General features: G+C 66.0%; 14 protein-coding genes. 7 read left to right on the forward strand and 7 right to left on the reverse strand.

The genetic code is table 11. The features are described from left to right. Window positions 1-15: 15 nt before the first annotated feature. Entirely contained in the window at window positions 16-1434 is a 1419-nt protein-coding gene (locus IE92_RS0114275) for a TrkH family potassium uptake protein (RefSeq protein WP_425411846.1), read from the reverse strand. 97 nt (window positions 1435-1531) lie between these two features. On the opposite strand from IE92_RS0114275, the gene IE92_RS0114280 reads away from it, so the two are divergent. The 4 genes from IE92_RS0114280 (at window position 1532) to IE92_RS0114290 (ending at window position 2928) form a co-directional block, all read left to right on the forward strand. Continuing rightward, complete coding sequence (locus IE92_RS0114280) at window positions 1532-1984, forward strand: ArsR/SmtB family transcription factor (RefSeq protein WP_030149182.1); 453 nt, start codon at window positions 1532-1534, stop codon at window positions 1982-1984. Window positions 1985-2096: 112 nt separating this feature from the next. Further along, window positions 2097-2195 (forward strand): 30S ribosomal protein bS22, encoded by a 99-nt coding sequence (locus IE92_RS17970; protein ID WP_005504750.1) that lies wholly within the window; start codon window positions 2097-2099, stop codon window positions 2193-2195. A gap of 109 nt (window positions 2196-2304) precedes the next feature. After that, entirely contained in the window at window positions 2305-2565 is a 261-nt protein-coding gene (locus IE92_RS0114285; protein WP_030149183.1) for a glutaredoxin family protein, read from the forward strand. 60 nt (window positions 2566-2625) lie between these two features. After that, window positions 2626-2928 carry a Dabb family protein gene (locus IE92_RS0114290; protein ID WP_030149184.1) on the forward strand — a complete coding sequence of 101 codons (303 nt, stop codon included), beginning with the start codon at window positions 2626-2628 and terminating at the stop codon, window positions 2926-2928. A 126-nt stretch (window positions 2929-3054) separates the two neighbouring features. Here IE92_RS0114290 and IE92_RS0114295 read toward each other — a convergent pair whose 3' ends face one another. Together IE92_RS0114295 and uriT are read right to left on the reverse strand one after the other, a co-directional pair. Further along, window positions 3055-4020 (reverse strand): PfkB family carbohydrate kinase, encoded by a 966-nt coding sequence (locus tag IE92_RS0114295; RefSeq protein ID WP_030149185.1) that lies wholly within the window; start codon window positions 4018-4020, stop codon window positions 3055-3057. Window positions 4021-4054: 34 nt separating this feature from the next. Continuing rightward, window positions 4055-5482: a uridine transporter UriT gene (uriT, locus tag IE92_RS0114300; protein WP_030149186.1), complete on the reverse strand. Its 1428-nt coding sequence runs from the start codon at window positions 5480-5482 to the stop codon at window positions 4055-4057. 241 nt (window positions 5483-5723) lie between these two features. On the opposite strand from uriT, the gene IE92_RS0114305 reads away from it, so the two are divergent. Further along, window positions 5724-6722 carry a LacI family DNA-binding transcriptional regulator gene (locus IE92_RS0114305; protein ID WP_030149187.1) on the forward strand — a complete coding sequence of 333 codons (999 nt, stop codon included), beginning with the start codon at window positions 5724-5726 and terminating at the stop codon, window positions 6720-6722. A 61-nt stretch (window positions 6723-6783) separates the two neighbouring features. On the opposite strand, the gene IE92_RS0114310 is transcribed toward IE92_RS0114305, so the two are convergent. From IE92_RS0114310 to IE92_RS0114320, 3 genes are all read right to left on the reverse strand, one after another. Further along, the gene (locus IE92_RS0114310; protein ID WP_030149188.1) at window positions 6784-7719 is read right to left on the reverse strand and encodes a nucleoside hydrolase; all 936 of its coding nucleotides are present in this window, start codon (window positions 7717-7719) and stop codon (window positions 6784-6786) included. Window positions 7720-8016: 297 nt separating this feature from the next. Then, complete coding sequence (locus IE92_RS0114315; protein ID WP_030149189.1) at window positions 8017-9159, reverse strand: sensor histidine kinase; 1143 nt, start codon at window positions 9157-9159, stop codon at window positions 8017-8019. Between the two features lie 52 nt (window positions 9160-9211). After that, a complete protein-coding gene (locus IE92_RS0114320; protein WP_043322253.1) occupies window positions 9212-9883 on the reverse strand; it encodes a response regulator transcription factor in 672 nt (223 codons plus the stop codon). A gap of 175 nt (window positions 9884-10058) precedes the next feature. Here IE92_RS0114320 and IE92_RS0114325 point away from each other — a divergent pair, with 175 nt between their 5' ends. Both IE92_RS0114325 and IE92_RS0114330 read left to right on the forward strand, forming a co-directional pair. Then, window positions 10059-10505, forward strand: coding sequence for a DM13 domain-containing protein (locus tag IE92_RS0114325; RefSeq protein ID WP_030149191.1), 447 nt, complete (start codon window positions 10059-10061; stop codon window positions 10503-10505). Between the two features lie 12 nt (window positions 10506-10517). After that, a complete protein-coding gene (locus IE92_RS0114330; protein ID WP_245601309.1) occupies window positions 10518-10979 on the forward strand; it encodes a DoxX family membrane protein in 462 nt (153 codons plus the stop codon). Window positions 10980-11059: 80 nt separating this feature from the next. Here the strand turns inward: IE92_RS0114330 and aspS are convergent, their stop codons facing one another. Further along, a complete protein-coding gene (gene aspS, locus IE92_RS0114335; protein ID WP_081864161.1) occupies window positions 11060-12400 on the reverse strand; it encodes an aspartate--tRNA(Asn) ligase in 1341 nt (446 codons plus the stop codon). Window positions 12401-12424: the final 24 nt, after the last annotated feature.

Consider the following 12424-nt stretch of genomic DNA (forward strand, 5'->3'; position numbering starts at 1 on the left):
TGTCCTTTCGGGGCCCTAGCCCACGATCGGGCGCTCTTCGGGGCGCCTATAGAGTTTAGAGCTTGTCGAGGCCGCAACCGCGGCGGCGAGGGTCACGGTTCCCACTCGTCCGAGCAGCATGGTCACCGCGAGCACGTACTTTCCCGGATCATCCAGGGTTTCGGTCAGGCCGGTCGAGAGCCCCACCGTGCCGAAGGCCGAGACCACGTCAAAGAGCACGTTTTCCAGGGGATCCTTGGTCATCTGGATCAGGATGATCGTGGCAATCGCCACGATCGCCGCACCCCAGAACACCACCGAGAGCGCCACCCGCACCACATCCTGCGGAATGCGACGGCCGAAGGCCTCCATGTCCGGGTTTCCCTTGGCCTCGGCCCAGGCCGCCAGGAACAGCACCGCCAGGGTCGTGACCTTGATACCGCCGGCGGTGGAGGCCGAGCCGCCACCGATAAACATCAGCATCGAGGCGACCAGCTTGCTGGAGCCGTTCAGATCCCCGATCTCGATGGCGTTGAATCCGCCCGACCTGGTCATCACCGACAGGAAAAACGATTGGAACGCGGTATCACCCGCGTTCATCCCGCCGAGGGTTTTGCGGTTATCAAACTCCAGGACCGTAAACACGATCGCCCCGGCCACCACCAGAATCAGCGTGGTCACAATCGTGAGCTTGGCGTGCAGCGGGAGCTTGCGCGGGTGGAACAGATTCTTGCGCAGCGCAAAGATCACCGGGAAACCCAGCGCCCCAAGGAACACCCCGACCGCCAGGATGCCGAGGAAGAAGTAGTCGTTGCTGAAGCTGCCCAGGCCCGCCGCATTGGGTGTGAACCCGGTATTGGTGAACGCCATCGCCGAATAGTAGAAGCTCTGCCAGGCAGCGGTGCCCGGATCCACCCCGTCGATCAGCATGCGGGGGAATAGCAGCAGCGCCACCGCACCCTCGATCACGATCAGGCTCGTGGCCACGGTGAGCAGCAGGCTACCGATTTCACCCAGCCGGATCGCCTGGCCCTCGGCCACCGGGCCGTGGTGCATGCGCATCGGGTTGGTGTCCCCGGCGGCGATCAGCTTGGCCCGCAGTCCGAGCTTGCGCGAGATGATCATGCCCAGGATCGAGGCCAGGGTCAACACGCCGACCGCGCCGATCTGCACTCCGACATAAACAAATACATTTCCGGCGGCCGACCAGTGGGTGGACATATCCACGGTGGACAAGCCGGTGACACAGATCACCGAAACCGCCGTGAACAGCGCATCCGCAAGCGGGGTTACCGTGCCCGAGGTCGAGGCGATCGGCAGCGAGAATAGCAGTGTGAACAGCAAAATCAGCAGCGTAAAGACGCCGATCGCGAAGCGAGAAGGGGAGTGTCCAATCGCGGTATTCCACGCCTCCTTGAGCCGGCCAAAGCCACTCGCAGTTGGGCGTTGCGCCACGATTTCCTCCCCACGTTCAAAAAAATACGACCCCGGATTCATGCAAAGCCGGGTGGTAGTCATGGTATCCCGTCCCCGGACTGAGTAGCCTGGGGACATGGCAGACATTTTCGACGTGATCGCGGACGCCACCCGGCGCGATATTCTCAACCTCCTGCACCAGCGCAGCCAGGCCGAGGTCGGCACGGGTGAGCAGGGCACCAGCGTGTCCGAAATCGTGACCGCGCTGGGGCTGAGCCAGCCCACGGTTTCCAAGCACCTCAAGGTGCTGCGCGAGGCCAACCTGGTGACCGTGCGCGAAGAGGGACAGCACCGGTTCTACCGGCTCTCGCCCGATCCCCTGGAAGACGTCGAGGACTGGCTGCTGCCGCTGCTCGGCGGCGAAGCCGTCACCGAAGACGTCCTGACCCTGGCCGCCAGTCTGCCCGCGCAGGCCCGCCAGGTGGCCGATGCAATCGGTCAGGCGGCCGCCGCCGGAACCCATCGAGTGGAGTCTGCGGTCCAGGCCGTGGTCAAGAAACTCGGCGGAAATAAGGGTGCCGACTCCTAGGGAAAACCGGCGCGTGCGCGCGTCGCCCCAGAATCGGGTACACTAACCGGAGGTATTTTTAAGCTGGCCGTGGCTCTCGCGTCCTCTGCCCAATCTTTATGTGAGGTCCTACATGGGTTCTGTTATCAAGAAGCGCCGCAAGCGTATGTCGAAGAAGAAGCACCGCAAGCTGCTTCGTAAGACTCGTCACCAGCGCCGCAACAAGAAGTAGACGCAACGCGCCAGTAAGCGCCCTCCTTCGGGAAGGCGCTTTTTGGCGTTAATGTGCACATTTGCGACTTCACTGCCGCTGCGGGATGTATCAGGTTTAGGGTGGAAACATGACTTCGATCGCGCTGACCCTGATTGGAAAACCCGGCTGCCACCTGTGCGAAGACGCCAAGGACACCGTCACCCAGGTGATGGGCGAGTACGCCGACCGGGCCGACATTACGTTGGAAGAACTCTCGATTCTTGACGATTCCGAGCTCCACGACCGACACTGGGAAGAAATCCCGGTGCTGCTTGTTGATGGTAAGCAGCACACCTACTGGCGAGTGGACGCGGCGCGACTGCGTGCCGCGCTCGACGCCGCCCTGTAGCCCCGGCATCCGCCGGGGAATTCCGTTTTCGCACTCGCGATGCCCGGCTCAAGGAGAATCATGACCGTCCGCCACTTTGTCACCTGGAAGCTCGCCGCCGAGGACGCCGCTACGCGCGCCGCAGACGCCGAGGGTATCCGCACCAACCTGGAAGCCCTCGTGGGCGTTGTACCGGGCCTGCGTGCCCTGAGCGTGCACGCTAACAGCCTGTACCCGGAGAACAACTGGGACATCATCCTCGAATCCGAGCTGGACGATGCCGAGGCTCTCGCCGCCTACCAGGTCCACCCCGAGCACCTCAAGGTGGTCGAGTACGTCAAGCCCCGCGTCACCGAGCGCGCCTCGATCGACTTCGCGGTCTAACCCGCGGATACGACATCGGCCCGAACACACCAAGTGTGTTCGGGCCGATGTCGTATCGAGTCGAAGACCAGCGACCGCCGAGTCGTTGCCGAGGGCAGCAGTATCGGATCGCCGATTTGGGTCGCGCTAGGCGGCGCGTGCCGTATGAGCCTCCGCGCCGAAGGCTTCGAGAGCCGCCGCGGTCGGGTAGGAGACCTGTGCTCCGGCCCCGCGCGCCGCGAACGCACCGACCAATGCACCGAGTCGGGTTGCCTCGATCAGTGTGGCGCCGCCGGCCAGGGCGTGCGCCAGGGCACCGGTAAAGGCGTCTCCGCAGCCCGTGGTATCCACCGCATCCACGACATATGCCGGAATCGGCATGACCTGTTCGCTGGCTGCAGCGGTGGCATCAAGGACCAGCGCACCCGCGCGTCCCAGGGTGATCACGCAGCGCGAAATTCCCAGCGCACCCAGCGCCTCAAGCGCGTGCGCGCCGGCGATGGGGGCCTCGGGATCGATGCCGATCAGCCCGGCCAGCTCATGCTCGTTGAGCACCAGCAGATCGGTCAGTTCCAAGAGCTCGGGCTCCAGCTCGCGCAGCGGCGAGGGGTTCAGCACCACCTGCACGTCGTGAGCTCGTGCCCGTCGGGCGGCGGCCAGCACGGTTTCCGGGGAAACCTCCAGAGCCAGTGTCAGTACCTCCGCCTCATCCCACAGGGCATCCGGGACCGCGTCCACATGGGTCGCCGCAAGCTGCGCGTTGGCACCCGGCGCGATGATGATGTTGTTTTCGCCCTCGGCATCCACGGCGATCAGGGCGGCGCCGGTCGCGCAGTCGGCGATCCGCTCGACCTGGGTGGTATCCACCCCGAACGCATTCGCCGACGAGAGCACCCGGTCGGCAAACTCATCATCGCCCACCGCGCCGACCAGGCTCACGGTGCCGCCCAGCAGGGCGGCCGCCGCGGCCTGATTGGATGACTTGCCCCCGGGAGAAAAGCGCAGCTCGTTTCCGGTCACGGTCTCGCCGGGTCCGGGCAGACGCGGGGTCTGCACCGAGAGATCCAGGTTGAGTGAGCCGACAACGATGATGGTCCCGGGGGAGGGGGTCATAACTATTCCTTGGGGTTGGGGATGCCAGCGCGGGCTAGCGGGAGATTTCGGCGTTGGTCGGGCGGGGAATCAGGCTCGACATGAGCAGTGCGCCCACCAGCAGGATCGCCCCGGCCACCATGGCCGCCTGGTAACCGGCCGCGGTTCCGCCGCCGGAGAAAGCGGTCTGGACCGCGTAGATCACCGCGAACGAGACGCCCGCGCCGAGATTGATCGCACCGGTGTTCAGACCCGGAAGCGAGCCCGGGGCCTCCTTGGGGGAGAGCACCACGCCCAGGCCGTTGATCATGATGTTGCCGATACCGGCGTAGCTGATGCCGATCGCAATCGAGAGCAGCAGGATGATCACGCGGATGTCGCTGCCGACGGTGAAGACCATCGCCACGATGCCCAGCACCGTGAGGCTCAGCCCGATGCGCAGCATGCGCAGGTAGCCGAAGCTTGCGGCCAGGCGGCCCGAAACCGGACCCATCAGCAGGCCCGCGAGGGCGTAGGGGGTCAGCGTCCACCAGGCCACCTCGCCGGCGCCGAGGCCGAGGCCGACCTCGGTGTCCTGGGCGAGCGCGGGCAGGATGCCGTTCATCACGGCGAAGACACCGGCGAGGGTCAGCAGCGAGGTGCTGGCCAGCGCCCAGGTGGAGCGGTGCTTGAGTTGAGCGGGGGCCACCAGCGGGTGGGCACTGCGGTTCTCCAGACGCCAGAACAGCCAGAAGGACACGGCGGTCACCACGGCGAGGATGGCCACGAGTGCCCAGTTGGCGGCGGCCAGGTTGCCAATTTCGTTGATCATGATCAGCGCGGCACCCACCGAGATGACCAGCAGGGCCGAGCCCCACCAGTCCATCTTGCCGGCGGTTCCGCCGAGGCTCTCGGGGGCCATGAAGCGGACGAAGATCGCGGCGAGTAGGGCGACGGCACCCATGACCCAGAAGATCGAGGCGAAGCCGAAGTTGCCGGCGAGCCAGCCACCGGCCAGCGCGTCCACGCCGGCGATACCACCGTTGACGGCGGTCACCACACCCAGCAGGGTGCCGTACTTCTTGGGTTCGGTCACCTGGGAGCGCAGCATCAGCAGGCACATCGGGACCACGGGTCCCGAGGCTCCCTGAATGACGCGGCCGATCAGCAGCATCGGGATGTTGGTGGCCAGGGCTGCGATCACGCAGCCCAGTGCCATCACGATGAGCATCGAGACCAGAACCTTGCGGCGGCCGATCAGGTCGCCCAGGCGCGGGAGGAACAGGGTGGTCAGCGCGGCCGAGGTGAAGAAGGCGGTCTGGGTCAGCGCGACCTGTGCGCCGGTGGCCCCGAGCTCATGCTCGATGGTGACCAGGGCGGGGCTGAGCATGCTGGCGTTGAGCTGGAACGCAAAACACGAGGCCAGCAGCGCGACCATGAGCGCGGTGACGCTCGCGGCCTGGGGCGCGAGGGCGGTGCCTCGGCTGGTGAGGGGAGTACTCATCGGATAGTCCACTTCGTTGTGAGGTTAGACCCTACGCGAGATTCGCGTGCGGGCCCGAGGTTTGGGGAGTTGAGGTGTGGATTGCGCGACCCCGCGGGGAACGAAATGGACTCGTTTTCCGCATGTTTGCGTAATCGTTTACACAGAGAATACCCCACAACATCCACTTCGGCAACGCGGGATTCCTTCGGGGGTTGCCGATAGGCTGGGAATTCTCCAATTTCCAGCGAAAGGGTCCGGGATGAGTGCGGAAGTTCGCCTGCAGGACGTCGCCGATGCGGCGGGCGTCTCAATCGCGACCGCCTCCCGCGCCCTGGCGGGCAAGGATCGGGTCTCTCGGAAGACCCAGACGCTGGTCAAGCGCACCGCCGAACGCCTCGGATACCAGGTCAATGCGGCCGCCCGCGCGCTGCGCGAGGGCAGCAATCGCACCATCGGCATGATCATCCCCGTGGTGGGTAACCCGTTCTATGCGCAGGTGGTGCACGCGGTTGAGGCCGAGCTTCAGGAGCAGGATCTGGAGCTGATCATCGCCGACTCCCACGGCGAGATTGAGCGCGAGGCGAGGCGGCTCGACCTGCTGCTGGGTGGCCGGGTTGAGGGCGTGATCGTGGTGCCCTCGGATGCGCAGGGGTCCAGCGAGGCGCTGATTAAGACCGCCGCCCGGATTCCGCTGGTGCAGCTGGACCGCCGGGTCGAGGGTCTGGCCAGCGACTTTATCGGGGTGGATAACGACCGCGGCATCGACCTGGTGATCGCCCATCTGCGCGAGCAGGGGGTGCGCTCGATCGTCTATATCGGTGCCAATGACAACACCTCGGTGGGGCGCGAGCGCCGGTTGGCGTTTGCCCGCGCATCCGCGGGGCTCGACGTGCACGAGCCCATTTTTGGAAACTTCTCCCGCGAGTACGGACTCGAGGCCGGGGCTGCGCTGGTGGCCCGGGGTGAGCTCCCGGATGCGATCGTCTGCGGTGACGACCTGATCGCGGTGGGGGTGCTCGGGGCGCTGCGCGCGGCGGGCAAGCGGGTGCCGCGCGACACCCTGCTCACCGGATTCGATGACACCCTGCTGGCCGAGATCACCGACCCGCCGCTCACCTCGGTGGTGCAGCCGATCGCCGCGCTGGCCCGTGAGGCCATTCGCGCGCTGGTGCTGCGCACCGAGGATCGGGATGCCCCGACCTTCTACAGCCGGATCGCCCCGCAGCTCGTGGTGCGCGAGTCCACCAGTCGCCCGTAACCCGCGTACGTAGTTACGACTGTGGCCCGCGGAATTCCGCGGGCCACAGCCGTTTTCGGGACTACTTCAGGGTTGCGACGGCGCCCTCAACCAGGCTCCAGAACCGGTCCACGTCGAGGTCGATCGCCACGTGGGCGTTCTTCTCGCGCTTGAGCATGTCGTGCAGGTCCACGCAGGTCGCCCCGGCGGTCTCGGTGCCCACCAGCTCGACATCCACGCGGGTGTGCACGGTGGTGGCGACGGCTGCATCGATGACCAGGGCCACGGCCACCGGGTCGTGCAGGGGGCCATCGGGCATGCCCTCGACATCGTTGTAGGAGTTGCAGAAGAACTCCAGCAGCTCGGCACCGAAGACGCCGGTCTCGTTGCCGAGGTTGCGGATGCGGCTGCGCACATCCTGGGTGATCAGGGCCTGGTGGGTGATGTTCAGGCCGACCATGGTGAAGTCGATGCCCGACTTCAGCACCACATCTACGGCCTCGGGGTCGGCCCAGGCGTTGAACTCGGCGTAGGCGGCACCGCAGTTACCGCGGCCGGTCGAGCCACCCATCCAGACGATCCGCTCGATCCGCTCCAGCAGCTCGGGGTAGGTGCGCACAAAGTGGGCGATATTGGTGAGCGGACCAGTGGGGATCAGGGTGATCTTCTCCTCCGAGGCGCGCACGGTGTCGGCGATCAGCTCGATGGCCGAGCGCTCATCCAGCGGCACGGTCACCTCGGGCAGCACGGGGCCGCCGAGGGCGTTCTCGCCGTGAATCCAGGTGCCGGGGGTGAGCTTGCGCTCGAGCGGCTCGGCCGCGCCGGCGGCGATCGGCACGCCGGTGATGCCGGCGACGGTGCAGGCGACGCGCGCGTTGTGGGTGGTGTGCTCGAGGTAGCCGTTACCGCTGACGGTCGTGATGGCCTTCAGATCGAGTGCGGGGTTCCCCGCGGCGAGCCAGATCGCGAACACATCGTCGTGGCCGGGGTCGCAGTCCAGGATGACCGGAATTGGCATTTTTCTCTCCATTGATCGGGGGCCAGAAGCCAAGCTATGCGTAAACGATTACATACATTTCATGACGGGTCAAGTTCCTCGGCCCGGGATAAAACAAACGCCCCGGTTTCGAATCGAAGCCGGGGCGAATCTGGGTGGGAATGCTTAGTGGCCGGAGCCGGTGACCCGTGGCGTGGTGCTGTGTGATGGGGTGGCCTAGCGACCGGACTCGGTGGCCCTTGGGGTGGTGCTGTGTGATGGGGTGGCCTAGCGACCGGACTCGGTGGCCCTTGGGGTGGTGCTGTGTGATGGGGTGGCCTAGCGACCGGACTCCGTGGGCAGCGTGATGTCCAGGCAGAAGCCGTCGCTCACCAGGCGGGCACTCACGTCGCCGCCGTGAGCCTTGACGATGCCGCGCACGATGGCGAGGCCGAGGCCCGCGCCGCCCTGGGTTCCGGCGGGTTCGGCGGTGCGGGCGGCGTCGCCGCGCCAGCCCACGTCGAACATGCGACCCAGGTCCTCGGTCGAGACGCCGCTGCCGTGATCGAGGATGCTGAGCACCAGGTGTCCGTCCTCGAGCGTGGTGGCCGACACCAGGATTTCCGAGTGGTCGGGGGCGTGCCGGATGCCGTTGGCCAGCAGGTTGCCGATCGCCCGGGTCAGTTCGCGGGGATCCCCCCAGAGCGTGTGCCCCTCGACCCCGCGCTGCTCGATCCGGATGCCGCGGGCGGCGGCCACGTGCTGCACATCGGAGACCGCATCGGAGACCAGGTCGAGCAGGTCCACCAGTTCGCGGCGCAGATCCAGGGTGCCCGATTCGATCCGGGCCAGGGCGAAGAGGTCGTCCACCATCAGGCCCATCGCGTCGACCCGCTCGCGGATCTGGCGGCTGTACTCGACCGGACGATCGGCCACTCCCGCCTCCATCGCCTCGGCCAGCGCCCGGATCCCGGCCATCGGGGTGCGCAGGTCGTGGGAGATCCAGACAAAAAACTCGCGGCGGGCGGCGTCCAGCCGGGTGATTTCGGCGCGGGCATCGGCGAGCTTACGTGAGGTATCGGCGAGTTCCTCGGAGAGCGCGGCGAACTCACGCCAGCCGGGTTTTTCGGGATCCACCACGTGCCCGTCGGCGATCCGCCGGGTCGAATCCAGGAGGTGTCCGGTGGAGCGGCGCACCACCCGGGTGGTCATCAGCCAGGCGGCCGCCATGCTCATCAGCGCGGCGACGCCGAGCAGCCATGCGAGCACCGTGAGGTCGTGCTCGGAGAACAGCATCTCGATCAGCACCACGATCGTGGACGCGGCCACGGCGACCACCGCGGCCCCGGTCACGATCACAAACTGGGAGGCGATCGATCCGCGTCGGTTGAGGTGGAGCGCGCCCCAGGCCAGCAGCGAGACCGCCGCGGTGCACGCGGCCGTGGTGAACACGATCAGGCACAGGTCGGAAACGCTCAGCATGCGGGCTCGATCCGCTGAAATCCGGCCTGCGGGGTACCGGAGAGGGAGCGGGCTAGCATGACGCCTCCACAAAGAAACGGTATCCGGCACCCCACACGGTTTTCAGGTGGCAGGGGAAGCGCGGGTCGGGTTCGATCTTTTCGCGCAGGCGGCGCACGTGCACGGTCACCGTGGAGGGATCGCCAAAGCCCCAGCCCCACACCTCGCGCAGCAGCTCATCGCGACCGATATCGCGGCCGGGATTGGCCAGCAGATAGAGGAAGAGTTCGTATTCGCGGGCGGTCAGCGTGATCTCACGCTCATGCGCCCAGGCCCGACGGTGTACCGGGTCGATGCGGAAGTCGCCGTGCACGATCATCGCCGAGGCCCCCACGGTGGCGCGCCGACGCAGTAGCGCCTCGGCGCGCAGCTGAAGTTCGCGCAGCGAGAACGGCTTGGCCACGTAGTCGTCGGCCCCGTGTTCCAGGCCCTCGATACGCTGGTCCACCGCCGAGAGGGCGGTGAGCATCATGATCGGGACGTCCGAGTAACCGCGCACCTCGCGGCACAGCTCATCGCCGCTCTTACCGGGAAGCATGCGGTCCACGATCAGCAGATCGGGGATGCGCTCACGTACCGCGGCGGCCGCGGTGGTCCCGTCGCCATACTCGGACAGGTCGAGTCCGGCGGCGCGCAGGAAATCGGCGACCACCGTTCGTACGGTTGGGTCGTCCTCAATCAGCATCACACGCGGTTTCGATTCCACAGGTCCGAGACTAACCCGGGGATCCCGCGCGAACGCTGAATTCTTACGGGAATGAAATTTGCGGTTACGGCCCTGTTATATCCGCTCCGGGGGCGGTGTTGAATTGATTGGCTGTTGATCACGCAAGTTGTTCACCATCGAAAGGACCCACATCATGCGCATCAAGACCGTTCTCGTCACCGCAGCAGCAGCCATCGCCCTCACCGCGGGCCTGAGCGCATGTAGCTCGCCCTCCTCCGATACCGGGTCGGGCAAGCCCGCCGCCTCGCACTCGGCCGAGGCCACGACCCCCGCCGCCGCGAGCCTCAGCGGAACCTTCGGCGGACTCAACGACAAGAAGGTGGCCGGCACCGCCAAGATCGACGGCGACACCCTGACCCTGTCCGGCTTCTCCTCCGATGAGGGCCCCGACCTGCACCTCTACCTGACCAACGGCACCGACGAGGCAGCGGTGACCGCGGGAACCACGCTGGGCGCGGTCAAGTTTGATGCCGCCTCGCAGACCTTCAAGCTCGACGGCGTCAAGGTCGGCGACTTCAAGTACGTCGTGGTGCACTGCGACAAGGCCCTGGCGGTCTTCGGCACCGCGCCCCTGGCCTAGGCGGTGGGATCGGTGACCGCCGTGTTTCCCCAACGTCTCGCGGCGGTCGCCGCCTCCGTGGCCCGGGTCGTGCTCGGTATTCTCTGGCTGGGTGAGGGCATCACCAAGTACCGCGCCGGGTTCGGCCAGGCCGACATCCTGCTGGTGGTGGGAAGCACCACCAAAAACCCGCGGGTGCCCGAATTCTATAAATTCTTCACCGAGCATATTCTCGGTCCGGGGTCGGGATTCTTCGGAATTCTGATGCCCGCCCTGGAACTCGGTCTGGGCATCCTGCTGATCCTGGGGGTGCTTCCGCGCTGGATCGCGGCGGCCGGCAGCGCGCTGCTGGTCTCCTACTGGCTCGCCGATCAGCTGATCGCCCAGTATCCGATCATGATCCTGCTGGCGATCCCGGTGATCGCCTGGCCGCTGGCCGCCGGAAACCTCTCGCTACCCGCGCTGCGGCGGCGGTGGAGGAAGACCCGGGGCTAGCTGGGTCCGTACCATCCCCAGGAAAACACGAAGGCCCGTTCCGCATCTGTGGAACGGGCCTTCGTCTGAGTCAGCGAGGGTTACGGGGCCAGACGGGTCGGGCCGCGGAACAGGTAGGTGACCTCGCGGATGCTCGACTCGTGCAGCATGAGCATCAGCACACGGGCCAGGCCCATGCCGAATCCACCGTGGCTCGGTGCGCCGTAGCGGAAGAAGTCGAGGTAGAAGTCGAGCTCCTTGGGCTCCATGCCCTTATCGCGCATCTGAGCTTCCAGGACGTCGACGCGGTGCTCACGCTGAGCGCCGGTCGAGATCTCCACACCGTTGAAGATCAGGTCGTAGGAGTTGGTGAGGCCCGGGTTGTCCGCGTGACGCATGTGGTAGAACGGGCGGATCGAGGCGGCGTAGTCGGTCAGGAACACGAACTCGTGGCCGTAGGTCTCGCGCACGTAGGCGGCGATCTGACGCTCACCCTCGGGGTCCATGTCATCATCCGAACGCGGAACCTCGTAGCCTCGCTCCTTGATGATTTCCTTGGCCTCGGCCAGCGGGATGCGGGGGAACGGGGTCGCCGGGACGGTGACCTCGACGTCGAAGAGCTCCTTGATGGCCTCGCCGTGCTTGGCCTTGACCGCGCTGAAACCGGCGACGATCAGGTCCTCGTGCAGCTTCATGACGTCTTCGTGGCTCTCGATCCAGCTGATCTCCGAGTCCACCGAGGTGAACTCGGTGGCGTGACGGCTGGTGAAGGAGGGGTCGGCGCGGAAGGCCGGGCCCACCTCGAAGATCTTCCCGAAGCCGGCGGACTGCGCCATCTGCTTGAAGAACTGCGGGCTCTGTGCCAGGTAGGCGGTGGTGTCGAAGTACTCGACCTCGAACAGCTCGGCGCGCGACTCGGAGGCGCTGGCCATGAGCTTGGGGGTGTGGATCTCGATGAAGTCGTTGTCGACCCAGTACTCACGCATCGCGTGCAGGAAGGTGGTCTGAATCTTGAAGATCAGGTTCTGCTTGGGGTTACGCAGGTCGAGGAAGCGCCAGTCCTGACGCTTGTCCAGCGAGGAATCGGCGGCGATCGGGGTTTCCGGATTGGCCGCGCTGAGGACCTCGAGCGAGGAAATCTTGACCTCGAGTCCGCCGAGCTTCACGCGCTCGTCGTGCTTGAGCTCACCGGTGACGGTCACGAAGGAGCCGTGAGCGAGCGCGGAGATCGACTCGGTCAGTGCGAGCTTCGCGGCCGAGGTGGGATCGTCCTCCACCAGTTCCCGGGTCGCCGGGGTGACCAGCTGTACCGCGCCGGACTCATCCCGGAGCACAATAAACTGGACCTTCTTCTGGTCTCGGACAGTTTCTACCCAACCGGATACGGTCACGGGGCCATCGGCCAGTGCCGCCAGGTTCTTCACCAATTTGCGTTCAGTCACCTGCCCAGCTTAGCCGAGGCCCGG

Origin of the sequence: Mycetocola saprophilus (genome assembly GCF_000718085.1) — a bacterium.
GTDB classification, from domain to species: Bacteria; Actinomycetota; Actinomycetes; order Actinomycetales; family Microbacteriaceae; genus Mycetocola; species Mycetocola saprophilus.